The organism is uncultured Piscinibacter sp. (genome assembly GCF_937952055.1).
Taxonomy (GTDB): Bacteria; Pseudomonadota; Gammaproteobacteria; order Burkholderiales; family Burkholderiaceae_C; genus Piscinibacter.
In genome coordinates, this window is the sequence record NZ_CALFYO010000021.1 from 63118 (window position 1) to 88327 (window position 25210).

Below are 25210 nucleotides of genomic sequence, written 5' to 3' on the forward strand. Positions count from 1 at the left end.
GTCCGGGGAGCCGTCGACCGGCCCAGGGCCGCCGCTGAACGAAAACGCCCCGGGGGACGGATCCCGCGGGGCGTGGCGCCAGCGACGCGAACCCGGTCCGGGCCGCAAGGCCCGGACCGAGATCGTCAGACGATCAAGGCGTGTCGATGCGCACGATCGTCGGGTTCGGCAGGCCCGCAGGGCCGGTGTAGGCCACCGCGCCGAGGTACTTCACGCCGGCGGTCAAGCCGTTCGTCGTGATGCTGACGACGCCGGTCTGGCCCAGGACCGCTTGGGTCGGGGCCGTCACCGTCATGTTGCCCGCAGCGGTGGTGCCCAGCGCCCAGCTGTGCAGCTTGAACGGCGAGGCACCTGCCGGCAGGCCCCAGCCGTGCATGAACACGTAGTAGGTGCCTGGCGCCGGATTGACGAGGTTCACCTCTTCGTCCGATCCACCGTTGCCGCTGCTGCCTGCAGGCGCGCCCGTGGGACCATAAACGTACAGGTCGACATCGCTACCCGGCGCGACGTCACCGTCGAACAGCGAGAAGCGCGCGTAGGTCGTGCCGGCAGGCACATTGACGGTCACCATCACCGTGCCGCTCGGGTCGCCCGGGTCGAAGGTCTGGTCAGGGTCCTGCGTGACATTGCCGTCCGTCAGCGCGGCCGGAATCAGCCCGCGCGCGGTGACGCCGAACGGCCCGTCGTAGCCGAAGGTCACGTTGTACGTTCCGCTGACCTGCCTCGGTGCCGCCAGCGCCACCGGCCTCACCACCACCGGCATGCGCACGGTGCGCGTGCCGTCGGAGAGCGAGAACTGTCCACCGGTGTAGCCGTTCAGGTCGGCCGTGGTGCGCACGAACTTCACCGTGAACGAGCGCGTCTCCCCCGCGGGGATCGTCAGCGTGGCCGGCGACATGGTCACGTTGAATCCGCTCAGCCCGCTGATCGACGGCGTGTAGCTGGCCGGGTTGCCGCCCACGTTGGTGACGCGCCGGGTGACTGTCTGCTCGCCAGCCAGATCGCCGATGGCGATCGACGCCACGTTCAGGTTACTCGGGTCGATGCGGATGGAGGGACAATACGAAGCCGTCAACTGGCCCGTGCCGCACAAGAAGCCCAGCCACTCGCTGAAACCGGAGTCGAACACCAGCCCCGGGTCCGCGGCAGCCATCGGCTGCACGTGGCCCGCGCCCTGACGGAAGATGCGTGTTGCCGTGCTGACATTCGGGTCCAGCACGTCCCTGCCAGTGGTCATGAGCGCCGACTTGATCGCCATCGGGCTCCACGTCGGCTTCAGTTCCTTCATCAGCGCTGCCAGGCCGGCCACGTGCGGGCTGGACATCGAGGTGCCGCTCAGCAGGTCGAAGGTGCGGCCGTTGTAGCCGATCGGCGAGACCGCGGCCAGGATGTCGACCCCAGGCGCGATCAGGTCGGGCTTCAGCAGATCACCAGCACCAGCACGCAGCGGCCCACGCGACGAGAACGAGGCCGTGAACGGCGCCGGGGCATTCGTCAGGATCGCCGCGTCGTTGATGGCCGCCGTGGCCCCTGCCAAGGCGGCGTAGGCCTTGATCGCCGCACGGGCGTCGCTCTGCACGTGGACGGTGGGCACCGAATGGAAGTCGGCGTTCAGTGAACTCGGGCTGGTGTTCACCAGAATCATGCCGGCACCGCCCGCCTGCTGCACTGCCAGGCTCTTGTTGGTGCGGGCCGTGACGCCACGGTCGCAGACGACGATCTTCCCGGCCACCTTGGCGGGATCGAGCACCGCGCCGCCGTCGGCAGCGCCGTAGCACAACGCGACCTCGGTCGGATCGGCGCCGGGCAGGCCGGCCGCGGTCGAGTCGATCAGCGGTGCCGAGCCCAGCGCCTTGGCGACCGAAGCGCCGGTATAGGTGGCACCGTTGCCCAGCGTCACCGAGCCCTGGCCATCCCGGTTGTGCGTGCCCGCCGCCACCGTGGTGATCCAGGGGCTGGGGTGCGCGACGGTGGACGCGCTCGGGCCGCTGTTGCCAGCGGATGCCGCCACAAACACGCCGGCGTCTGCGGCGAACAGGAAGGCCACCTCGGTGGGGTCGAGGAAGTTCGTGCTGGTACCGCTGATCGAGTAGTTGATGACGTCGACGCCGTCGGCAACGGCCTGGTCGATCGCCGCGACGTTGTCGACACCGGCGCATCCGCCCTCGCCGTTGTTGCCCCAGCAGGTCTTGTAGACCGCGATGCGGGCGCGCGGCGCGATGCCGCTGATGTTGCCCAACACGGCCGCCGGACCGGTGGTCACCACATTGGCATTGCCGCCCGCGGTGGACGCGGTGTGCGAGCCGTGGCCGTCGGCGTCGCGCGGCGAGTTGAATTCGTACGGGAACTGCGCCTTGATGCCGGCGTTGCCGCCGAAGCCTGCGTTGAAGTACTGCGCGCCGATCAACTTCTGGTTGCAATGGCTGGCGGCGAACGCTTCACCCGGCGTGCACTTGCCGTTCCAGCCGGGAAGCTGCTGGTAGCCCAGCTTGCCGTCCTTGGAGAAATTGCCGTTGCTGTCGGTGCGGTCCGAGAAGCTCGGATGCTCGGGCCAGACGCCGCTGTCGATGATGCCGATGACGACGTTCTCGCCCTTGGCCTTCGTGGCCCAGAACCCCGCCGCCCCGGTCAGCCCGAGGAAGCTCGGGGTGCTGGTGGTGTCCATCTTGCGGATCTCGTCCTTGGTGACGGCCAGGACGCCCGGCATTTGCGCGAGCTTCTGCGCCTGCGCCTCGGTCAACTCGGCCGCGAAGCCATTGAAGGCGTAGCCGTAGTTGTAGAGTTTCCTGCCGCCGCCGACGCTGCTCAGCGCGGCATCCTGCTTGCCCGCCAGGAAGGCCTTGTATTGCACCACGGCCGAGCCGTTGGGATCGATCTTCTGGCCCTTGGCCGGCTTGGTGGCCGCGTAGCCGGCGATGCCGCCGGTGTAGGCGACTGCCGGTGCGTCAGCCATCTGCACGATGTAGGCGCTGTTGACGCCCCTGCCATTGGGGTTGCCGGCGACGGCCCCCACGGAGGCCGTCATCAGGCCCACCGCAGCCATGCTCATCAGGCCTTGCTGCCATCGCATCCAGTCTTGCATGTCGCTTCCTTTTGGGATCGTGCGCGGATGGCGCCGACCGTTCGTTGGTGGTGCGTCGCTCACCGAGGTTGGGTGATGTCCCCCTGTGAGCAGTGACACGCGCGGCGTATGGCTGCGCGTGTCACCGATTGAAACCGGACAGTCCCAGCGGACGTTCGGGGGTATTCCCCACAGCCACCCGCAAAGAAACGCTTCCCCCATCGTTCAGGGGGGTGCCCTCGGACATGGTGTCCGTCATCGCAGGAGGCACCTCTGCCCACCGCCTGGGATTCGGGTCCGCTCCATGCGGTTCGAGCGCTCGAAGTCAGGCGCGAGGACAGGTCGTTCAAACGCACTATTCGTGGCGCTGAGGCTGCAATGGGGTGGCCGGGACCATGGGTCGAGGCTGTGAGTGGGGTCTTCTTTGGTCTTGTTGGTTGACGGCGACCGGCCGAGTGCCGTTGACCCCGTTCGAAAGCGCGTACCAGCGGCCCTGGACGCCGGGCCGCATGAACTGTGGTGGATCGGACTCGTCAAGCCGCTTGCAGCGCTTGAACGCGGGCAGGTGAGCGCGGCAGTGCCCTGGCCTGCAACCCCAGGTGTGTGAGGATCCTCTCGATCACCGGCCGCTCCAAGAGCGCCGCCATGATCTTGAACCCACCGCCGCAGTTTGGGCAGTGCGCCATGTCGATCTCGAACACCCGCTTGAGCAGCTTGGCCCGGCTCAGCCGCAGCGGGCGGTGGTGCGCACACTTCGCCTCGCACTGGACGGGCTGTGAGGCCTGCGCCGGCGGCTCTGGCTCTTGCGGCACCACCATCGCGCGCAGCGTGGCATTGGGTGCCAACACGCCATGAAAGCGGAGCAGATGCAGTCTCGGCCTGGGCACCAGTGCGGCCAGGCGTTGCATGAACCCCAGCGGCGACATCACCAGGTGCGTGCTGCCATGGCGCCAGGGGGTCTTCAGCTTCGGCACCACCTGCTCGGCGGCGTTGGTCTGCACGCGCTCGCTGGCCAGAGCAGGGCGCGTGCTGTAGCGGCACAGCTGCTCGAGCGCCTGGCGGTCTTCTGCCGTGCAGCGCACCGCAGCGTGCAGGCTGGAGCCGTTGCCCTCGGCACACAGCGCCTGCCTGAAATCCCTCTCCCGGGGCATGGCGGCCTGCAGCGGCCTGAGCACGCGGGCTCGGTCCGAATCGCCGTCGTTGTCGGCCATGCAGGTCGACCCCTCCTCTTCGACCAACACCTCCGACGGGTGAGCAGCTTCATCATGCGGGTGATGATTCTGTGCAACACCGTCCGCAGCGCCACGTCGGTCGGCGCAGGCATTTCGACGAACCCCGGCGCCCCGTCTGTGCCGCGCCGGTACACACCGTCCAACACCAGGCAGTGAAGGTGGACGTTGAGGTTGACGGCTGACCCGAAGCGTTGGATCAGCGCGACCGCGCCGCAGTCGGCCTGATCCGCCTTCAGGCCAGATTGACCGAGCAGGTGGCGCTTGATCGCGCGGTGCACCACCTGCAGGACAGGCGTCAACAGCTTGGGCTGCGCGACCAGCTTGTCGTGCCCGCAGTCGCTGCAGCGCAGGCACAGGCGCAGGAAGCCGCGCGCCAGAATGCCGCATTCGAGGAAGGCGTCGAACTCGTCTTTGACGAAGTGCGGCAGGTCGGCCGCGGTGGCCGCCTCTGTCTCGGCGATGAAGGTCGCGGCGTGATCCGCGCATGCCGTCGGTACCGTCCTACGGTCGACGGACGACCGCGGCCCGACAAGCGGCTGGCGCACTGCGTCACCGCCCGCGGTGACCTACGACATGAGCTGTTCGATGGTCCGCGTGGAGCGTCGCAGGCTGTTGCTGACCTGGCGTGCGAGGTTGATGACCACCTGGATGGCGATGTCAGGATGGTTGGCGTTCAATTGCTGGAAGGCTGCCTCGGTCAGCACCAGGCAGTCGAGCTCGCTGTCGGCGAGGACGGTGGCCGAGCGCGGCGTGCCGGTGAGCAGCGAGAGTTCTCCGAACACCGTGCCGGCGGAGAAGCTGACCAATCGCGTCGCACCCCCGTCCGGATGTCGCAGTTCCACGCTCGCGCTGCCCCGCAGGACGAGAAAGAGCTCCGATCCCTCGTCGCCTTGGGAAAAGACCACGTCGCCCTGGTCGTAGCGACGCAGCTCCACCAGGGTGCGCAGCGTGGCGCGCTGCTCCGTGCTCAAGCCCCGGCAGATCTCGAGCTCCTCGAATGCCACCTCGTCATTGGCGCCTACGTCGCCCGAGGCGGCGGCGATGACTTGATCTTCGGCCCACTCGATGGCCCGGTCGGAGTCCGGAAACGTCCGCTCGCCGGCCACGGCAGTCGTCACGCCGAGGTCGAGCAGCATGCGCCCCCAGTGGGCTTTCGACTTCACGCCCGCGAGCAGCAGTGTTCTGCCCCGCGCAGCGAGATCTGCGTGCAGTTGCCAGACGAGACGGCAGCCGGTCATGTCGACATCGCTGACCCGACTGAGGTCGAGGATGACGAAGTACGCACCATCTCCGAGCTCGCGTTCGATGGCACGGGCCAGCCGCTCGACGGAGCCGAAGAAGATGGCGCCCTCCAGCTCGATGACATGGATCTGTCTGCCCTGAGTGGCGAGGATCGCCCGCGCAGGCGCGTTGCGCAGTCGGCGCGACGGCAGCGCGTCGCCGCGGTAGGTGCGCCGGATCAGGCCGCGGCTCATGCGCAGAATGAAAAGGCCGACGGCGATGCCGATACCCATGAACACGGCCAGCACGATGTTGAACGCGATCGACAGCGTCGCCACCAGCGCGATGACCAGCAGGTCGAGGCCGAGGCCGGCGCGATTCGCCACGCTCCTGGAGCAGAACCGCTTGACGAGATGGATGGTGGAGGGGTCGACGTGCTGGATGGCGATCACCATGATGACGCCCGACAGGACGGCCCGCGGCAGGTGCGCCAGGACCGGCATCAGGAACGCGATGGTCGCAAGCACGGCGCCTGCATTGACGAGCACCGACAGCGAAGTGCGTGCGCCGTACGTGCGATTGACCACGCTCGGACCGAGGTTGACGCCGCTCGTGATGCCGCCCAGGCTCGCGGCCGCCATGTTGCCGATGCCGAGGCGGACGAGCTGGCGATCGCCGTGGGGCCGGGGCTCGCCCGGGCGCGACAGGAGCTGGGTGCACAGCAAGGCATCGATGGACGCAATGATGGCCAGGCCCAGTCCACCCATCGCGATGGTGGGCAGGATCTCCAGGAAGCTCGGCTGCCGAACCAGCGCTGCGAACGCCGGCAGGTTCTCGGGGCCGACCATCGCAGCCGGCGTCGATCCCATGACCGGACCGAGCTGGCTCGACCAGCCCAACCAGGCGAGCGCGTGATAGGCCGCGGTTCCGGCCACGATGCCGGCGACGAGCGGTGGAATCGACGCAGTGACCCGCCGCGTGTGCCACATCACGAGCATCGTGAAGACGGCGACCCCCACCGACAGCGGCTTCGCCGAGTCCAGGTTGGGCAGGAGTTCGACAAGGCGCACGTTCGTCTCGTAACCCAGCACGTTGCCGATCTGCACGAGGAAGAGCAAGGCAGCGGCAGCGTTCTGGAATCCGGCCATCACGGGATGCGGCATGTGCTGGATGAGCGTGCCCAAGCGCAGCAGGCCGAAGAGCGCCTGGAAAGCGCCGCCGACGAGAATGATCGAGAAGACGATGGCGAGCGTCTGACCGACGTTGCCCTCGCGGATGACCGGCGCTTCGGAATGCACGAGCGCGAAGACGAAGGAGCCGAGAAAGAACGTGGTGATGACGCGCGGTGCGTAGACCGTCGTCGAGCGGTCGCCCGCGGCGACGCTGACGACCCCCACGACGAGCGCCGTGTACAGGCCTGCGAGTACGCCATGCGCGAAGTACTGGTCGCCCAGAGCCACGAACGCGAACATGCCGTAGCCCATGGCCAGCGGGATGGCCACCGCCGCTGACACCAGACCGCCGACGATGTCGCGGCGCTTGCCGTCGAGCCAGGCGTGCATCACCACAAGGCCGAGAAGGAAGGCGGCGCGGCAGGAGCGTCGATCAGACGGACGGCCGGGCGGTCGAGGCTCCTGGCGGATCCGCCGTCGGGGACACCCTGCAGTCGCGGCAGATCGTGCACAACGCCGACGGGCCGTGGTCTCGTCGTGGCCTCACCTCGCGGGGCCGAAGCTCCTTGCCGCCCGTGGGCGCGCGCTGTGAAGTCCTCGGGACGGCCACGCATCGGTTCATGGTAGCGGATGCTTCGCGGCGCGGGGGCGCCGGCGCGGACGCGGCGCCAGGGCTTCGTGTCGCGGCAGGGCCTCGTTCCTTCTGCTCGGCGCTGCGGGCTCACCCTTCCTCGGCCCCCTGGACCCGGCCCTGGATCTGCAGCCGCTTCATCTTCTCCCACAGGTTCTTGCGGCTGATGCCGAGATGGGCCGCGGTGTTGCCGATCTGCCCTTGGCATCGCTCGAGCGCCTGCTGGATGTAGCCGCGCTCGCAATCGCGGATGTACTGCTCCAGGGTACCCGCCGCGTGCGCCTGCCCGGCGGCGCCCTCCGGCCAGCTCTCGAACAGCGCCGAGGGTTCGAGGGTGGTGTCGCCGGACAGGATGCAGGCGCGCTCGATGCAGTGGCGCAGCTCGCGCAGGTTGCCGGGCCAGGGATAGTTCACCAGGGCCTGCTCGGCCGCGGGCGACAGGACCCGCGGCTGGCCGCCGTGCTGCTCGCCGAACTCGCGCAGGAACTGGCGGGCGAACCAGAGAATGTCCTCGCGCCGCTCGCGCAACATCGGGATGCGCAGATGGATCACGTTGATGCGATAGAACAGATCCTCGCGGAACGCTCCGGCCTCGACGCGCGCGCGCAGATCCTGGTTCGTCGCGCAGATGATCCTCACCTCCACCGGTATAGAGGTCTCTCCCCCGACGCGCACGATGCGCCGCTCCTGGATGGCGCGCAGCAACTTGACCTGCATGGCCAGCGGCATGTCGCCGATCTCGTCGAGGAACAGCGTGCCGCCGTGGGCCTGCTCGAACACGCCCTTCCGCGTTCGCAGCGCGCCGGTGAAGGCGCCCTTCTCGTAGCCGAACAGCTCGGCCTCCATGAGGGTCTCGGTGATGGCCCCGCAGTTCACCGCGACGAAAGGCTGCTCCGCGCCACGCGCTGCCAGGCGGTGCAGTTGAAGGGCGACGCGCTCCTTGCCGACGCCGGATTCCCCCGTGATGAGCACGATGCCGGCGTGTTCGGCGAGCCGGGCCAGCGTGGCCTCGATCTTCTGCATCGCGGCCGAGATGCCCAGTCGCGTGCCCTCGACGTCCGAGTCGGCGCAGCCCGCGCGCGACTGGCTGAGCTGGCGCACCTTCAGCACCAGTTCGTCGAGGTCGAAGGGCTTGGTGACGTAGTCGGTGGCACCCCGCTTCAGCAGGGCCACCGCGCGCTCGATGGAACCGAAGCCGGTGATGAAGATGAACGGCGGCAGATCGACCGAGCCCTCCTGCAGGCGTTCGAACAGGGCCTCGCCGCTGAAGTCGGGCAGGCGGATGTCGCTGATCACGAGCGCGTAGCCGGTGCGTGCGATGGCCCGCATGGCGTCGGCCGCACGGCGATGCCAGTCCACCTCGAAGCCTTCGAGCCGGAAGCGGTCGCACAGCGACTCGCCCATGATCTCGTCGTCTTCAACCAGGCACAACGTCGGCGCGGGCTTGCGGTTCATGTTCCTTCTTCAGCGGCAGGATCACGGTGAAGGCGGTCTCGTTCGGGATGCTCCTGACCCGGATGTCGCCGCCCAGCTGCTGCACGATCTGGTAGGTGACCCACAGGCCCAGACCTGCGCCGTTGCGGCTCAGCATGGAAAACGGCTCGAACAGGTAGGGAAGCTTCTCACCGGGGATGTGGTCGCCATCGTTCGAGACCTCGATCTGCAGCGCATTGTCCGCAAGCACCGTCCGGCAGTGCACTGTACCCCCGTGCCTGATCGCCTGCACCGCATTGAGCAGCAGATTGATGAGGATCTGCCGCGTCAGCGTGGACGGCAGGGGCAAGGCTCCGGCGATCTGGTTGTCCCAGAAGAACCTGGCGTCCTTGGCCTGCGCGTCGGGCAGGACCAGCGTGCGGGTGTCCTCGACATCCTGGCGGGTCAAGGGGTGGCTCTCCACCTTGGCCTCCACCAGCAGCGCCGCCACGGTCTCCTTGATCTGCATGAGCCCGCGCTCGACCAGCGAGAGCGTGCGCGTCGTCAGAGGATCCGCCGGGCCATGGCGCTTGAAGGTGCTGATGGCGTTGAGCATGCCCCCCAGGGGGTTGTTGATCTCGTGCGCGATGGCCGCGGTGAGCCTGCCGATGGCCGCCAGCCGGTCCGAAGCGATCATCTGCCTCTCCAGGGCCTCCTTGTCGCGCAGTTCGCTGAGCATGCGCTGGAATTCGGCGCCGAGCCTTCCGATCTCGTCGCGGCCCACGTAGGTCGAGGCGTAGTCGAGGTCCGCAGGCAGGTGCCGGCCGACCTTGCCCATGGCGCCGGCCAGGTCGACGAGCGGCTGCGCGATGAGCCGCCCGAAGTACCAGCCCGCCGGCAGCAGCAGCACCAGCACGAGGGCGGTGACGAGTCCGGCACGCTGGAGGAGCCCGGCAAAGCGCTGCGTGAAGACCGAACTCGGATAGCCCATCACCAGCGTGCCCAACTGCACGCCGTCGGAGACGATGGGCGCCACCATGTAGAGCTTGTTCGAGGCCGGTGTGGTCATCGCCGTGGGTTCGGCCGTGCGCAGCTCGCTCACCGCCTGCTGGATCGTCGCGTACTCGGGGTCGATGCGCGCCGGGTCGCTCAGCATCGGGTAGTCCGGCGGGCGCGTCGAGACATACACGCGCTGCCGGGTGTCGAGCACGAGCACGATCTCGGCCGATTGCGAGGGCCTCGCGCCGGGCGTGGCCTGGAACGGCGTGTTGATGATCTCGAACGCACGCCAGGCATCGTCGTGCACCATCGGCTCGATGAGCGTCTTGGTCAGCACGCGCGCCACGTTCTCGGAGTGGCCGATCAGGTCGCGCCGAAGTTCGTCGCGCTCACGCGCCACGAGCGCAGCGGTCACCAGCACCGCCGTGATGACCACCAGCAGGCTGATGCGCAGCGGCGTCTTGTAGGCGAGGCTGAGGTCGCGCAGCATGGAGCCCTCAGGCTGCACCGACGGCCCGGAACATCGCCTCGACACCGTCGAACAGCGCCGGCGTCCCCGGCTCGAATCCGTCCAGATTGAGCCGCTTGAGCAGGGCCGCGCCGTCGGCGTCGTGGGGCATGCGCAACAGCACCGACTGCATCGCGCGGAACCCCTCACCGGCCACCGAAGCCCGGGCCACGAAGGGCGGGAAGCCGAACTCCGGAGAGCGTTCCACGATGCGCGTTCGGCCGGTCAGCCCGGGGTGCGACAGGGCCAGCGTGTCCCACACATAGCCGTCGACGGCGCCGCCCTGGGCCAGACCGACCGCCACCGCATCGACCACCTTGCGGTGTGCCCAGGTGAAGAAGGTCTTGCCGAAGAACGACGCCGGTGCCTCGTTCAGCCGCCGCAGCGAGTACTGCGTGAACAGGTAGCCGGAGTTCGAGTCCGGATCGGAGTAGGCGAAGACCTTGCCGCGCAGGTCCAGGATGGAGCGCGTGACGGTGTCCGCCGCGGGCACGATCAGGTACGACTGGTACAGCGGCTTGCCGTGGTACAGCGGCACCGCGAGCAGCTGCAGCTGGTCCCGGTAGCGCACGAACGGGTATCCGCACAGCCAGGCGAAGTCGAGCTGGCCCTGCATGAGCAGCTCGACGATGCCGCGGTAGCTGCCGCGCTGGACGAAGCGCACCTGCCGATTCAGCTCGCGCTCCAGGTAGCTCCGCCAGACGTTGAGGAAGGCGACCTGGTCGTCGAGGAAGACCGGTGTCAAGCCGATGCGCAGCGGCGGCTCCGCGGCCGCGCCGCGCGCATGCCCGAGTCCCGCTGCGCACAACGCCGCCGCCAGCAGCGAGCGGCGTGACGTGCAGACCATGGCGGATTGACCTGGTGGATGCTCTCGTTTCATTCTAGGCACGCGGGCATTCGGCCCGGCAAGGATCGTCGCCTCATCCGCCCGCCCTTGCCATGACGCGCATCACCTTTCCCGGTGCCTCGCGGAATTCGTGCCGCTCGGGCCTGAGCGCGATGGCGCCGCGAATCGCCGCGATCAGATCCACGTCGCTCGCACCGGAGCACAACAGCGACCGCAACGGCAGGCTGTGGTCCCGCCCGAGGCAGGTGTGCAGCCTGCCGTCGACGGACAGGCGCACGCGATGGCAGGCGCCGCAGGAGGGCTGCGACGGCGGCGTGACGAAGCCGATGCTGAAGCGGCCGTCGGGCGACCTGAGCTGGCGCGCCGGCCCGCCGCCGGGGACCGCGGCGTCAAGCAGGCCGAAGCGCTGCTGCAGGCGCAGGCGCAGCGGCAGCAGGTCGGCGGACTGCGCGTGGGGGCCGGTGTCGCCGGCCGGCATCGCCTCGATCAGGCGCAGCACGAAGCCATGCGCGATGCAGAACGCGGCCATGTCGTCGATCTCGTCGTCGTTGACGCCGCGCAGCAGCACCATGTTGAGCTTGATCGGATCGAAGCCGACCTGCCTGGCGGCCATCAGGCCGTCGATCACCGCGTGCAGCACGTCGCTGCCGGTGATCTGGCGCATGCGGTCGGCACGTAGCGAGTCGAGGCTGACGTTCAGGCAGGCGATGCCGGCCTGCCGCAGCGATGCCGCCTGATCCGCCAGCTGCGTGCCGTTGGTGCTCAGCGACAGCTCGTGCACGCCGGGCAGCGCGGCCAGGCGGCCGACCAGCTGCACCAGGCCGCGCCGCAGCAGCGGCTCGCCTCCGGTGAGGCGCACGCGGCCGACGCCGAGGGCGGCGAACACGCCGACGACACGTTCGATCTGCTCGAGGTCGAGGCAGCGCTCGCGGTCCTCGAAATTGCGGTAGCCCTTCGGCAGGCAGTAGCAGCAGCGCAGGTCGCAGCGGTCCGTGATCGAGACACGCAGATCGTCGACCCTGCGGCCGAATCGATCATGCAGACCTCCATCCGTTGGGGACATGCCCGGCCTCGCCCGTCTGTGTGGTGCGCGCTGCGGGTGCAACCCTCGTGCCATCGACGTGCCCGGCGTCGACCCGATGCCCCTTGCCCCGGCCGTGTCGCGTTCGAGCCGGACTGGCCTCCGGCTTGCGTTACCGGACCGTAACGCGCCGGCGGACCCCATGTCACCGAACGGCAACGCGCCGCAGCCGCGACGGCCAGGGGCTCCCTGTACAGACGCTCGTTAACCCCGAGTTCGCACGGCCTGGCTCGCGAGTTGCAGAAAGCACGACGAGCGACCGCCATCGAAGCGCGAAGCGCGGACGCGGCGGGACTCGCAGAGGGCTCCCGCCATCCATGACCTGAGGAGACATCCAATGAGCGAGTTGCGGACCTCGTCGATCGAGACGCGCGGCGTCCCTGGCAAGAAGCGCTACGCGATGGTCATCGACCTGCGGCGCTGCATCGGCTGCGACGCCTGCATGGTCGCCTGCAAGGCGGAGTTCGACGTGCCGCTGGGCGTGTTCCGCACCTGGGTGCCGTACAAGGTGGTAGGCACCTACCCGAACGTGAAGAAGCAGTTCCTGCCGCGCCTGTGCAACCACTGCGACGACCCGCCCTGCGTGCGCGCCTGTCCGGTGGAGGCGACCTTCAAGGTCGATGACGGCGGCTTCGTGCTGCAGCGCTACGAGCGCTGCATCGGCTGCAAGGCCTGCATGGCCTCGTGCCCGTACAACGCCCGCTTCATGCTGCCCAAGCATCGCACCTACACGGACATCACCAGCGTGGTCGACAAGTGCACGTTCTGCCACCACCGCGTGACGCAGGGGCTGGTGCCGGCCTGCGTGCAGACCTGCATCGGCCGGGCGCGCGTGTTCGGCGACATCAACGACCCGAAGAGCGAGGTGTCCTACCTGGTCAGCCACCTGCCGACGCAGGTGCTGCGACCGGAGGAAGGCACCAAGCCGCATGTCTTCTACATCGGCGCCGATCGCAACCTGAGCGAGCACGGCCGCGCGGTCTACAACCTGCCCGAGGGGCAGGAAGAGGACCGCAAGTCCTTCGGCGCGGTCAGGATCTGAACGGGGAGCACACCATGGGCGACTACACGATCTTTCATCACATCCCCTGGAGCGGCGCCTACGCCATCTACTTCTTCACCATCGGCATCTCCGCGGCGCTGTTCTTCTTCTCCGCGCTGTCGTGGTTCCGCGAGGCCTTCGAGGTGCTGCGGGCGAAGGCGGCGTACGTTTCCTTCGCCTTGCTGGTGGTCAGCGGCGCACTGCTGATCGGCGACCTGTCGCAGCCGATGCGCTTCCTCAACACGCTGAATCCGACCTATCTCAACTTTGCCTCCCCGCTGGCATGGGGCGGCCTGAACCTCGTCTCGTTCGGCATCGTTTCCGTGCTGTACCTGTTCATGATGAAGAAGGGCAACGAGCCCGTCGCGAAGACGCTCGCGGTGCTCGGCGCACTGCTGGCGCTCGGCCTGCCCGTCTACACGGGCTTCGACCTGACGGTGCACCAGAACCGCCCGGTCTGGAACACGCCGCTGATGCCGGTGCTGTTCGTCGCGCTGTCGCTGGTCTCCGGCGCCGCGGTCGCTTCCTTCCTCGCCGGCGGCGAGTCGCGCCTCGTGGGCGTGCTGCGGCAGTTCATGCTGTGGGGGGCCGGCGGCGTGGCGGTGATGCTCGTCTCGCTGTTGGGGACGACCTCGTACGGCGGCGTCGGGCAGGAACTCACCTTCATGATCCTGACCACCGGCTCGCTGAGCGCGGCCTTCCTCTGGCTTGGCGTCATCCTGGGCACGGCCGTGCCGATCGCCGTGCTGCTGGCCCCGTTCGGCCGCCAGTCCAGCGGCGTGATGCTCTCCGCCCTGCTCATCCTGGTCGGCGGCATGGCCCTGCGCTACTCGATCCTCGTGGGCGGCCAGATCGTCCAGACCTACTTCTGATCACGCTCGACTGAGGAGACAAGGACCATGTTCGAAACAACACGTCGGACCTTCCTGCAGGTCAGCGCCGGCACGACCGCGGCCGCGGTGGCTGCCCCCAAGCTGCTGCATGCGATGGAGCAGGAACTCGGGGGCAAGGACGTCTCGCCCGTGACGGGCACCGAACGCCAGGCGATCCCGATCACCTGCCATGTCTGCAACATCCAGGACGGGGCGATCGCGTACGTCGAGAACGGCCGCATCGTCAAGCTCGAGGGCAACCCGGAACACGTGTCCACGCGCGGGCGGCTGTGTGCCAAGGGCAACTCGGGCATGTGGTACACGTACGACCCCGATCGCATCCTCTATCCGCTCAAGCGCGTGGGCGCGCGCGGCGAAGGCAAGTGGAAGCGCATCACCTGGGACGAGGCGCTGACCGAGATCGCCGCCAGGCTCGACGCGGCGATCAAGGAGGACCCCAACACCATCTCGCTGAAGTGGGGCCGCAACCGCACCGGGGGAACGCTGCCGCGCTTCATGCACACGCTCGGTTCGGCGACCATCCTCAACCACACCTCGGTGTGCGAGTCGTCCAAGAAGATCGGCATGGAGCCCACCTGGGGACCGGACATCGAGACGCCGGACTTCGCCAACGCCAAGTACATCCTGAACTTCGGCTCGAACATCCTCGAGGCGGCGTACTTCCACAACCCGCTGTCGCAGCGCATCGCCGAAGGCGTGGCCGAGAACAACTGCAAGCTCGTCACCTTCGACGTGCGGCTGTCCAACAGCGCCGGCCGGTCGGACGAATGGATCCCGGTGCTGCCCGCCACCGACGGTGCGGTGGCGCTGGCGATGGGCCACGTGATCCTGCGCGACGACCTGCAGGACAGCGACTTCATCAACTCCTGGACCAACGTCACGGTCGAGGAACTGAAGGCGCACTACAAGCAGTTCACGCCGGAGTGGGCGTCGAAGATCTCCGGCGTGCCGGCCGAGACGATCGAGCGCATCGCGCGCGAGTTCGCCACCACCAAGCCGGCCACGCTGTTCACCTACCGCGGCCCGGCCAAGCACCTGTACGGCTCGTACAACGAGAAGGCCTGCATGATGCTGCCGATCATGACCGGCAACGTGGAGAAGCGCGGCGGCTACTGCCTGCCGCGCGGCATGGGCTGGCCGCAGCCGCAACCCGAGCCGCCCAAGCCGGCCAAGCCTTCGTACCTGTCGACGCCGCCGGACTACCCGCTGGCCGGCCACAAGGTGAGCCAGCTGCTGCCGTTCTGGATCGCCGAGGGCAAGCAGAAGATCAACGTGCACTTCACCTACCAGGACAACCCGGTCTACACCAACCCGGGGGCCGACACCGTGTGGGGCAAGCTCTATCGCGACGAGAAGCTGATCCCGTTCTACGTCTCGATGAGCCCGTTCATGGGCGAGGAGACGGCGCTCGCCGACATCATCCTGCCCGACTGCCCCTACCTCGAGCGCTGGGAGCCGGAGTCGATGCCCAACTCGCTGCACCCCTGGCTGGGCATCCGCCAGCCGGTCATCAAGCCGCTCGGCGAGTCGCGGGAGAACCGCATCCTGCTTCGCGACATCATCCTGAAGCTCGACCCCGACGGCAAGCGCGGCATGAAGCAGTACTGGAACTTCAAGGACGGCGAGGACTACATGCGCCAGCACTTCGACAACGTGCCGGGCCTGAAGGAGGCCGGCGGGCTGGATTTCCTGAAGAAGCACGGCGTGTGGCCGATCTACGGCCGGCTCGATCCGCGCAACGGCAAGATCGTCGACAAGACCGGCCGCGAGATCCAGGCCGAGTACGGCCTGCACATGAAGGAAGTGCCGGCGGCGGACATGGCCGGCGCGGTGGTCGACAAGTCCGGCAACATCACCAAGGGCGGCAAGGTCATCGGGCTGCGCCGCAACGGCAGGAACGTCGTCGGGTTCCCGAGCCACAACCGGCTGATCAACGTGCGCGTCGATGAATGGGCGGACTACGGGTTCAACCCCATGCCCACCTTCAAGCAGATCCCCTGGCACAAGGAGATGAAGGACGACGACCTGATCCTGACCACCTACAAGATCAACGTGCACAAGCAGTCGCGCACGGCGGCGGTGAAGTGGCTGGCGGAGATCATGCACGCCAACCCGGTGTGGATGAACACCGAGACGGGCAGGAAGCTCGGCGTGAAGACCGGCGACCTGGTGCGCATCGAGAGCAGCGTCGGCTACATGGTGACCAAGGCCTATGTGTTCGAAGGCATCCACCCGAAGGTCGTCGCCATCCCCACGGCGTTCGGCCACTGGGCCTACGGCCGGCTGGCACAGCTCAAGCAGCGCCAGGAGAAGGGCGGCGCCTGGGGTGCGACGAGCGACCCGGACATCGACAACAACGTCTGGTGGGACGACAAGGGCGTGCACCCGAACGCCATCATCCCGGTGGTGGCCGACCCGATCGGCGGCTCGCAGGGCTGGTACGACACGCTGGTCAAGGTGACCAAGGCCGGGCCGAACGACAAGTACGGCGACATCAAGGCCGATTGGGACAAGCACGTGGCCGCCTTCAAGGAGACCCTGCGCTACGCGTACACGGGCGACCTGCACCGCACGATGCATCCGGAAATGGCCTCGTGGGCCGGGCCGGACAGCGTCAAGCACAAGGCACCCGGCGGTCACTGATCCCAGCACCAGGAGTCACGCATGTTGGAGAGCATCGTGCGCGTCGAGCCGCTGTGGGCCGGGCCCGCGGCCAGGCCCGACCCGGCCAGCGCGCAGGAGTGTCGTGCACGGGCGCAGCTGTTCCGCCTGCTGGCCGGCGCGTTCGCCGAGGAGCCGGGCCGCGACTATCTGCAGGCGCTGCGCCAGCCGGAGTCGCTGCAGGCCCTCGAAGGGGCAGGCTTGGCCTTCGACGCCGACTTCCTGCGGCCACCGGTGGAGCGCGTCGAGGACGACCTCGCCTGCGAGTTCGCCACGCTGCTGGCCGCGCCCGGCGGCTGCCCGCCCGTCGAGTCGGCGCGCCTCGCCGGACGTTACCAGCAGCAGCCGTACTTCGAGGTGAAGGAGGCCTATCGGGCCGCGGGGTTCGCGGTCCGTCGCGGTCGCTTCGAGGTCTTCGACGATGCGCTGGGCGTCGAACTGCTGTTCGTCGCCGCGCTGCTCGAGCGCGCCGCCGACGCCCAGGACCGCGGCGATCTCGCCACACGGCTGCGCGCGGAGAAGGACCTCAAGCGCTTCTGGGTGCAGCACCTGGGCCGCTGGGTGCGCGGCTATGCCGGGCTGGTCGAGCGCGCCACCGAGCACTCCTTCTACCGCGAGATGGCGCGCCTGCTGCGCGAACTGGCGCAGGACGAGTTGGACCGGCTCGGGCTGCGGGTCGATGACGCCGATGGGGGCCGCGAGGAGGTCCCCAAGAGCGAGGTTGCCGTGCTGTTCGACCCCGACGAACCGGTGTGTGGCGCCTGCGAGTCCGGCCGGGGTCTGCCCCCCACCTGCTGAAGGCCTGTCATGCTGCCCGACTACGACTGGGACGAACTCGCCACGCTGTGGGACGGGAACGACTTCCGCGCCGTGCACGACTGGCTGAACCTGCGCTGGAACGAGCTGGTCGGCGCGCGCGTGCTGCGCGACCAGGACCCTGACGCCCGCTTCCTCCAGGGCCTGGCGTTCGCCGCCCTGGCGCTGCACTTCACGCAGTGCGGCAACCAGGAAGGCGCACTGATGATGATCGACGACGCGACGGTCTTCCTGGCGCCGTACGTGCCCAGCCACCAGGGCGTCGCGGTGGAGCCGGTGCTGCAGAGCCTGGCCGAACTGCGGCCGCTGCTCGTCGGCCTGCCGCCCCGGGCCGACTGCCCCATGCAGCCGTTCGTGTACCGCAGGTTCCGGCTGGCGAGGGAGATCGCATGAGCGGCGAGCGCAGCGAACTCGTGTTGGCGCGATGGGTGGCGGCGTCCTCTGCGTCGTCGCCCGCGCAGCCTCTGTTCATGCTCGACCGCGCCGGGGCCCCGTCGGCCGCGCCCCACGCCACCCTCGTGCTCGGCAAGGGCGGCCTGGGGCCGGCGCGCGCCCGACTGAGAACGGGGTCACGCCAGGTGCTGCTGGCCGACGCCGCGCTGGGCGACGTCTCGGTCTTCAGCGCGGCGATCGTGGAGTTCGGTGCCGCCCGAATCGGCGCCTGGTTGCCGGCGAGGCGCATGGCCGTGTCCTGGGCGCTCGACGCGCAGTCCAACGGCGACTTCAGGTGCATGGTGCCGAGCCATCCCGAGGCGCGCTGGGAGCTGCTGAGCAGCGACAGGCAGGGCACCGGCATCGAGGTCGGCGGCCGCATCGAGAAGCTCGTGCAGCTCGGCGTCACGACCATCCTGGTCAGCGTGGACATCCAGGATGATCGCGACCTGGACCTGTGTGCCGGACTGATGGAGCGCTTCGGTCAGCGGCTGTGGTTCAGCGCGCTCGACGCTCCCGACGCCGATTTCGCGCCATGGGTCGAGTTCGGCCAGGTGCGTCGCCTGGTGCTGCCGGACACCCCTGCGGCCGGGGGGCTGGCGGAACGCCTGCTGGCTCGGTTCGCCGCGCCGCGCGCCACCCGCGAGCTGGCGGCATGAGGACGCGAACGATCGCTGCGCTGGTGCTGGCCGTGCTGCTGCAGATCGTGGCTGCGTCGGCCCGTGCCGGCAACGCGTCGCTGCGCGACGACGAGCAGCTGCTGGCGCTGCTGGTCGAATCGCCGCAATGCTGCGTGATCGACGCGCGCAGCGCGAAGCGCCGCGCGGCTGCCGCGCTGGACGGCGCGCTGGTCTACCGCGACGGTCTGCGCATCCAGGCCACCAGCGCGGTCGTGGTCGTCGCCGACAGCGACGCACGGGGCCTGGCCGTGGCCAGGACCTTGGCCCGGCGCAGCCCGCACGACGTCTACGCGGTCAAGGGGGGCTATCTGGCCTGGCAGTCCGTCGCCATCCGCTTGCAGGCAGAGGCGAGCAAGCCCGGCTCGAAGTTCACTTTCGTGATCCCCCACAACACCTGCCAGCAGGACACGCCGCTGCACGTCTTCGAGGCGAAGCCGCCACGGCCCGCAGCGAGCGCTTCGCGCCGGGGACTCCCATGAGCGCCGTGCCCGAGATCCAGGCCAGTCGCTGCGTGCGCTATCGCTTCCGCTACAGCGCGTGCCAACGCTGCGAGCAGGCCTGCCCGCACGATGCGATCGTCCTCTCGGACGAGGGCGCGGTGATCGCCAGCGAGCGCTGCCGGCACTGCGGGCTGTGCGTCGGCGCCTGCCGCACCGAGGCCTTCACGGACGCCAGCCTCTCGCCGATGGCGCTGATCGACCAGGCGCGTGGCCGCAGTTCCTTCTCCTTCGCTTGCGCGCCGTCCGGTGCAGACGCGGACGCCGTCGTTCCCTGCCTGGGGGCGCTGGGGCCTGCCCTGCTGGCCTTCCTGGTCAAACAGGGCACGGCGCTGCATCTCGCCGGCAGCGACCACTGCGCCGACTGCAGCCACGGCGCGCGCGGCAGCGAGCAGCTGGCGGCCAGCCTCGACGCCGTCGAGTCGCTGCGTGTGGCCGATGACACCGGCTCCTGGGCCGGCGTCTCGCTGGTCCAGCGCCAGAGCACAGGCGCCGGGCAGAGCGACGACCGCCGCGCCGCGCGGCGCCAGTTCTTCAGGCGCCTGGCCAGGGTCGGCGAGAACGCAGCGCAGCGCGGCGCGGCGGCGCGTGCCGCCGCAGCACCGCTGCGCGCCATCCGAGCCGCGCGCGTGGCACCCGGCGCACAGCGTGATCTGCTGCAGTTGCTCGGGCTGACCGTCGCTGGCGTGCCGCTTGCCGCGCACCCTTCGTTGCCCTTCGGCGACGTGCGCCTGGAGCCCGGGTGCAGCAGCTGCGAGGCGTGCGCGCGGGCCTGTCCGACCGGCGCGCTGCAGGTGCGCGAGAACGGCAGCGCATGGGCGCTCGGCTTCGACGCGTCGCGATGTGTGGGCTGCGGCGTCTGCGTCGAGGCCTGCCAGCCGCGCGTCCTGCACCTGCGCGAGGCGGCGGCTGCCGACGGCTTCGCCCGGCGCGAGGCGGTGCCACTGCATGCGCGCCCCAAGCGCCGCTGCACGCGCTGCGACCGCTCCTTCATTGCCGCGGCGCACGGCACGCTGTGCGACGTGTGCGCCGGCGACGAACTGGACTTCGACGCCATCTTCGGCTGACAGCGAGGAGAAGCCATGGAATGGGAATTCACCGCCGCCGAGGTCGTCCGCGGGGACGCGGTCTACGGGCTGTCGGACTTCCGGCGTGACCTGGGCGAAGAGGTCCGCGCCAATCTTCCCGGACTGGACGAGCGCGAACTGGACCGCCTCTTCCGCCTCGTCTACGACCTGCACTACTGGCTCGCCACGGGCCATGCCTACCGCGATTTCGAGCAGGAGTTCGCCGACCAGCCGAAGGTGCTGCCGCTGCTCCGCGCGGTGCACGAACAATGTACCGCCAACGTCGAGATGCTGGGCGCCATCCTCCAGCGCCTGATCATGGAGGGCGTCGAGTCCGGCGCGCCGCTGGAACGGGCCCTGGAGCGCACCGCGCACCTGCACCAGCGCGCGGTGGCCGTCAGCCCGCTCGATCCCGCCGCGGCACCCTGACCGGGCCGATCATGGACAAACGGGCCACACCGCAGGATGCGCTCCGGCCTGCGCCGGCGAGTGATTCGTGCGAGCAGCTCGCCGCGCAGGCGTCGGTGCGGGCACTGATCGAGTCGCGCCACAACGTTTCGCCCAAACGCCTGGAGGAACCCGGCCCGACTGCGGCGCAGCTGCACTCGATGCTCGTCGCGGCGGCCGCGGCACCCGACCACGGCCTGCTGACGCCGTGGCGATTCATCCTCGTGCCCGCCGACCGGCGGCACCTGCTGGCCGAAGCCTTCGCGCTGGCGCTGATCGACCGCGACCCCGGCGCGACGCTGGCCCAGATCGAGTCGGCGCGCGAGAAGGCCCATCGCGCGCCGCTGCTGCTGGTGGCGATCGCCCGCCTCGGCCCGCGCGAGCCGAACGTGCCGCCCCTCGAGCGCATGGTCTCGATGGGTGCAGCCATCCAGAACCTCCTGCTGGTGGCTCACGCCATGGGCTTCGGTGCCGGCCTGACCAGCGGCCAGGCGATGGCGTCGCCGAGGCTGCACCGATTGTGTGGGTTGAGTGAAGACGAAGTGCCGGTCTGCTGCATCAGCATCGGCACGGTGACCCATCGCAAAGTCGTCGCCTGCACCCGGCCCTTGCCATCGGACTTCCTCAGCGAGCTCGGGGACACATCAGCGACGGACTGCCTGCAGTAGAGGCAGCCGCAGTCGCAGGAGATGCCGCAGGCCGTCGTGGCCGGCTCAGGCGGCCAGCCACTGCCGCACCTCGGCCTGCGTCGGAATGCGGCCGCTGCTGACCAGCTTCTCGTCGATCACCAGGCCCGGCGTCGACAGCAACTCGTAGGCCAAGATCTCCTTCATGTCGGTGACCTTGACAAACTCGGCCTCGATGCCGGCGCTGCTCGCGGCCTCGCGCGCCACCGCCTCGAGCTTCTTGCAGTTGGCGCAGCCGGAGCCGAGGATCTTCACTGTCTTCATGTCGCATCTCCTTGTGCAGAGTGGTCAGGCCCCGGCCGGGGCCGCCCGGCGCCCCAGCATCCAGGCGAGCAGCGCCGCCAGCGTGCCCAGGAAGGCGGCCAGCCCGAGGGCAATCCAGGCCGGATTGACGCCGTCCACCCAGGCGCCGTAGAGCAGCCCGGCAACGACGCTGAACAGCGCCACCAGGCCGACGTAGCTGAAGGTCTTGGGCCGGCCGATCACCGCGGCCACCATCAGGATGCTCTGCAGGCTCAGTTCCGGGTCGGCCATCAGGTAGGCCAGCAGCGGCCCGCGGTGCATGCCCAGGTCGAGGAACATGTGCGCGACCGGTACCTCCACCAGCGTGGGGAAGTACATGAACACGCCGAACACGACGGCCACCGCATTGGCCATCAGGTCGTTGCGGCCGGCGAGGTTCTGGATCCACTCGGGCTGGATCACTTGCCTCACCATGCCGACGACGAACACGCCGACCACCAGCAGCACGAAGATCTGCTTGACGAAGCGCCAGGATTCCCACAGCCAGGCCTGCCAGGCATCGGCTTCCAGTCGCCGCGCGTGATGCAGCACCGCCCACAGGGCGAGGCCGACCGCCAGCACGCGGCCGGTGAGCGCGACCTCCAGTCCGTCGGCATGCGGGGTCAGCCGCATCGCGGCCACCAGCAGCGTGGCCGCCGCCAGCCCGAGCGCGACCCAGGTCCAGCGGTTCGCGCCCTCGACGATGTTCTCCAGGCCCCGCCAGGCGGCCAGTCCGATGAGCAGCAGCAGCACGATGAGCAGCGAGCCCTGCACGCTGACGCCCTCCTCGCCCCTGGCGGCATCGAACGGCACCCACTGGAACAGCGTGGCCTGCCAGGCCTGTGCCCACGGCAGCGGCAGCGAGAACGAGACCACGCTGGCATTGAGCAGCGAGAGCTTGAGCGTGCCGGCGATCAGCACCGCCACCAGCGACAGCAGCACGCCGAGGGCCGCCGCGCCGATGCTCGCCTGCTCTGCGAACAGGTTGTCGGTCAGTGCATCGTGGCTGGCGTCGTCGCGCCAGAACAGCATGGCCATGAGCATGCCGATGCCGATGCCGAACAGCAGGCACAACACGAAGCGCGCAAAGGCGAACTCGGCGCCGAGGATGCTGCCGGTGTAGGCCAGTGCCATCACGTTGCCGGCCGGCGCGAAGAACAGAAAGGTGATCGCCGGCCCGAGGCCGGCACCCTTCTTGTAGATGCCGGCGAACAGCGGCACGATCGTGCAGGAGCACACCGCCAGCAGCGAGCCGGCCGCCGCCGCGGCCGGATAGGAGACGCGGTAAGGCGCGCTTCGCCCGAGCCAGCGCGTGATGCTGGCCTTGGGAATCAGCGCGGCCATGGCACCGGCGATGAAGAACGCCGGCAGCAGGCACAGCAGCACATGGGCGGCGAGGTAGGCGGCCAGATTGCCGGCGCCGCCGCTGATCAGGTGCAAGAAGGTGTCCATGGTCTCGGAAGCTTGCTTGTTTCAGGCGGAAGACCACAACCAGCCCGTCCGAGCCCAGACCCCATCAGACCGCCGGTTCGGCCGCCCCGGGTTGAGCGCGGTCAAGTGCCGTGCCGGACATGCTCATGGTCGCGGTGCTGCAGCGGCGTCGTGTCGGCGCCATGACGATCGTCGGGCACCGCGCAGGCACGCGTGAACGGCGTGCGCACCACCTGCAGCGTGACATGCTCGATCTCGAAACGCTCGTGCAGTTGGCGAGTCGCCGCTGCCAGGAACGCATCGTCGGCCTGCTGCTCGGGCATCACCAGGTGCGCGGTCAACGCGATCTGCGAGGTGCCCATCGCCCACACGTGCAGATCGTGCACCCGTGCCACCCCCGGCAACGATTCGAGCAGGCCCTGCACCTCGCGCAGGTCGACGCTGTCGGGCACGCCGTCGAAGAGCAGGTGCACCGACTGCTTCAGCAGGCCCGCCGTGCCGGCGACGATGACGATCGCGATCAGCAGGCTGACCACCGGGTCGATCCATTGCCAGCCGAAGGCGAGTGCCAGCGCGCCGGCGACCACCACGCCCGCCGACACCAGCGCGTCGGCGGCCATGTGCAGGAAGGCGCCGCGGATGTTGAGGTCCGCCTCGCGACCGCGCATGAACAGCAGCGCCGTGGCCGTGTTGACGACGATGCCGACGGCGGCCACCGCCATGATCGTCACACCCTCGATCGGCTGCGGCGATTGCAGGCGAAGCACCGCCTCCCAGGCCAGCGAGCCCATTGCCACGAGCAGCAGCAGCGCGTTGACGAAGGCGGCGAGGATGCTGGCGCGCTTCCAGCCGTAGGTGTGCCGACGGTCGGGGCGCAGCCGGCCGGCCAGCGCCCCGCCCCACGCAAGCACCAGGCCGGCGACGTCGCTGAGGTTGTGGCCGGCATCGGCCAGCAGCGCCAGCGAGTCGACCTTCCAGCCGTAGAAGGCCTCGACGGCGACGAAGGCCAGGTTCAGCCCGATGCCGATCTTGAAGGCACGGTCGAAGCGTGCCGGTGCGTGGGCGTGGGCGTGGGCGTGATCGTGGCCGGCACTCATGCCGCAGTCTCCATTGCGGGGGACGGTTCGGGAATGCAGCGTCTCACTCGCGTTCGAGCTCGAGATAGGCGCGGCTGGCATTGCCGGGCGCCAGTTCGGCCGCGTTGAGCAGGCGCATGAACGGCCGGGCGTCGAAGCTCTGCACGGCAGCGCCGATATCCACGCCGTCGTCCACCGCCTTCTTCATGTGCCGGCGCAGCGCAAGCAGGTAGGCCTCGGTGTCGGCCTTCGCGGTGATCAGATCGGTGACCTTCCCGTGGCCCGGCACCAGCACCTTCGGGTTCAACCGCTCGACGAGGGCGAAGCTCTCCAGCCAGTGCTTCGTGTTGCTGACCGGGATGACGCCGAGCATGCGCTCGACGTAGACGACGTCGCCGGTGAACAGCACGCCTTGTTGCGGCAGCCAGACCATCATGTCGCCCGGCGTGTGCGCGCCGCCGCGGTGCTTCAGCTCGAAGACGACGCCACCGAGTTCCAGGCGCTCGTCGGCGCCCCGCACGAAGCGGGTCGGCAAGGCCGGCACCGTGCCGTCGGCCTTCTCCTTCAGCACGGCCCGCAACGCCTGCAACTGGTCGTTGCCGCGGTTGCGCATGTCGGCCTGCGCCTGCGCATGGGCAAGAGTCTCGGCCCCCTGGCCGGCAAAGTAGCCATTGCCGAGCCAGCGGTGATCCTGGCCCCCGGTGTTGATGACCCACTTGATTGGCCGAGGCGTGATCTTCCCGACCGCCTCGTGGATCTGCCGCGCGCTCTGCCAGGTGGCCCCGCTGTCGATCAGCACTGCGCCGGCCGGCGTGACCACCAGCCCGAGGTTGGCGTTCAGGCCCTCGTTCTCGACGCTGCGCGCGCCCGTGTCGCCGACGTGGGCGTAAACGCCCTCGGCGACCGGACGGAAGTCCAGCGTCAGCGCCTGGGCCGCCCACGGCGCGGCAGCCATCGCCAGGGCGCCGAGCGCTTTGCCCATCCAGCAGGAGAGGTTCCGTGTCATGGGTTCAGAGCACCGCGTCGAGGAAGAAG

The 25210-nt window shown here is 69.0% G+C and carries 21 protein-coding genes and 1 pseudogene; 10 read left to right on the top strand and 12 right to left on the bottom strand.

The window, feature by feature from the left end; genetic code table 11:
- Positions 1–133: 133 nt before the first annotated feature.
- The 8 genes and pseudogenes from Q0599_RS14500 to moaA all read right to left on the bottom strand — a co-directional run bounded on the left by Q0599_RS14500 (position 134) and on the right by moaA (position 12147).
- Positions 134–3082, bottom strand: coding sequence for a S8 family serine peptidase (locus Q0599_RS14500; protein ID WP_298830562.1), 2949 nt, complete (start codon positions 3080–3082; stop codon positions 134–136).
- A 512-nt stretch (positions 3083–3594) separates the two neighbouring features.
- Positions 3595–4272 carry a transposase gene (locus Q0599_RS26190; protein WP_367180953.1) on the bottom strand — a complete coding sequence of 226 codons (678 nt, stop codon included), beginning with the start codon at positions 4270–4272 and terminating at the stop codon, positions 3595–3597.
- 47 nt (positions 4273–4319) lie between these two features.
- A pseudogene (locus Q0599_RS26195) lies at positions 4320–4838 on the bottom strand (transposase); the annotation flags it as partial.
- Between the two features lie 21 nt (positions 4839–4859).
- Positions 4860–7076, bottom strand: coding sequence for an SLC26A/SulP transporter family protein (locus Q0599_RS14510; RefSeq protein ID WP_367180964.1), 2217 nt, complete (start codon positions 7074–7076; stop codon positions 4860–4862).
- Between the two features lie 331 nt (positions 7077–7407).
- The gene (locus Q0599_RS14515) at positions 7408–8772 is read right to left on the bottom strand and encodes a sigma-54 dependent transcriptional regulator (protein ID WP_298830565.1); all 1365 of its coding nucleotides are present in this window, start codon (positions 8770–8772) and stop codon (positions 7408–7410) included.
- Complete coding sequence (locus Q0599_RS14520; protein WP_298830566.1) at positions 8735–10219, bottom strand: sensor histidine kinase; 1485 nt, start codon at positions 10217–10219, stop codon at positions 8735–8737. The genes Q0599_RS14515 and Q0599_RS14520 overlap by 38 nt, the downstream gene beginning before the upstream one ends.
- 7 nt (positions 10220–10226) lie before the next feature.
- Positions 10227–11084 carry a PhnD/SsuA/transferrin family substrate-binding protein gene (locus tag Q0599_RS14525; RefSeq protein WP_298830567.1) on the bottom strand — a complete coding sequence of 286 codons (858 nt, stop codon included), beginning with the start codon at positions 11082–11084 and terminating at the stop codon, positions 10227–10229.
- Positions 11085–11157: 73 nt separating this feature from the next.
- Positions 11158–12147, bottom strand: a complete 990-nt coding sequence (gene moaA / locus Q0599_RS14530; protein ID WP_298830568.1) for a GTP 3',8-cyclase MoaA — start codon at positions 12145–12147, stop codon at positions 11158–11160.
- Positions 12148–12502: 355 nt separating this feature from the next.
- Here moaA and Q0599_RS14535 point away from each other — a divergent pair, with 355 nt between their 5' ends.
- From Q0599_RS14535 to Q0599_RS14580, 10 genes are read left to right on the top strand one after another with little or no spacing between them, the layout of a single operon-like run.
- Entirely contained in the window at positions 12503–13207 is a 705-nt protein-coding gene (locus tag Q0599_RS14535; RefSeq protein ID WP_298830569.1) for a 4Fe-4S dicluster domain-containing protein, read from the top strand.
- A 14-nt stretch (positions 13208–13221) separates the two neighbouring features.
- Positions 13222–14079, top strand: coding sequence for an NrfD/PsrC family molybdoenzyme membrane anchor subunit (gene nrfD, locus Q0599_RS14540; protein ID WP_298830570.1), 858 nt, complete (start codon positions 13222–13224; stop codon positions 14077–14079).
- A 27-nt stretch (positions 14080–14106) separates the two neighbouring features.
- On the top strand, positions 14107–16743 hold the full coding sequence (locus tag Q0599_RS14545; RefSeq protein ID WP_298830571.1) for a molybdopterin-dependent oxidoreductase: 2637 nt from the start codon (positions 14107–14109) through the stop codon (positions 16741–16743).
- 21 nt (positions 16744–16764) lie between these two features.
- Positions 16765–17559: a molecular chaperone gene (locus Q0599_RS14550; RefSeq protein WP_298830572.1), complete on the top strand. Its 795-nt coding sequence runs from the start codon at positions 16765–16767 to the stop codon at positions 17557–17559.
- Positions 17560–17568: 9 nt separating this feature from the next.
- The gene (locus Q0599_RS14555) at positions 17569–17970 is read left to right on the top strand and encodes a DUF309 domain-containing protein (RefSeq protein WP_298830574.1); all 402 of its coding nucleotides are present in this window, start codon (positions 17569–17571) and stop codon (positions 17968–17970) included.
- Positions 17967–18668, top strand: a complete 702-nt coding sequence (locus tag Q0599_RS14560) for a hypothetical protein (protein WP_298830576.1) — start codon at positions 17967–17969, stop codon at positions 18666–18668. The genes Q0599_RS14555 and Q0599_RS14560 overlap by 4 nt, the downstream gene beginning before the upstream one ends.
- Positions 18665–19168: a hypothetical protein gene (locus tag Q0599_RS14565; RefSeq protein WP_298830578.1), complete on the top strand. Its 504-nt coding sequence runs from the start codon at positions 18665–18667 to the stop codon at positions 19166–19168. Before Q0599_RS14560 ends, Q0599_RS14565 begins: the two co-directional genes overlap by 4 nt.
- Positions 19165–20253 (top strand): 4Fe-4S binding protein, encoded by a 1089-nt coding sequence (locus Q0599_RS14570; protein WP_298830580.1) that lies wholly within the window; start codon positions 19165–19167, stop codon positions 20251–20253. Before Q0599_RS14565 ends, Q0599_RS14570 begins: the two co-directional genes overlap by 4 nt.
- 15 nt (positions 20254–20268) lie before the next feature.
- Positions 20269–20682: a hypothetical protein gene (locus tag Q0599_RS14575; RefSeq protein WP_298830582.1), complete on the top strand. Its 414-nt coding sequence runs from the start codon at positions 20269–20271 to the stop codon at positions 20680–20682.
- A gap of 11 nt (positions 20683–20693) precedes the next feature.
- Positions 20694–21368: a nitroreductase gene (locus Q0599_RS14580; RefSeq protein ID WP_298830584.1), complete on the top strand. Its 675-nt coding sequence runs from the start codon at positions 20694–20696 to the stop codon at positions 21366–21368.
- A gap of 45 nt (positions 21369–21413) precedes the next feature.
- On the opposite strand, the gene Q0599_RS14585 is transcribed toward Q0599_RS14580, so the two are convergent.
- From Q0599_RS14585 to Q0599_RS14600, 4 genes are all read right to left on the bottom strand, one after another.
- Positions 21414–21650 (bottom strand): thioredoxin family protein, encoded by a 237-nt coding sequence (locus Q0599_RS14585; RefSeq protein WP_298830586.1) that lies wholly within the window; start codon positions 21648–21650, stop codon positions 21414–21416.
- Between the two features lie 24 nt (positions 21651–21674).
- Positions 21675–23120, bottom strand: coding sequence for a permease (locus tag Q0599_RS14590; RefSeq protein ID WP_298830589.1), 1446 nt, complete (start codon positions 23118–23120; stop codon positions 21675–21677).
- A 101-nt stretch (positions 23121–23221) separates the two neighbouring features.
- Positions 23222–24196, bottom strand: a complete 975-nt coding sequence (locus Q0599_RS14595; protein WP_298830619.1) for a cation diffusion facilitator family transporter — start codon at positions 24194–24196, stop codon at positions 23222–23224.
- 43 nt (positions 24197–24239) lie between these two features.
- Positions 24240–25181, bottom strand: coding sequence for an MBL fold metallo-hydrolase (locus tag Q0599_RS14600; protein WP_298830622.1), 942 nt, complete (start codon positions 25179–25181; stop codon positions 24240–24242).
- Positions 25182–25210: the final 29 nt, after the last annotated feature.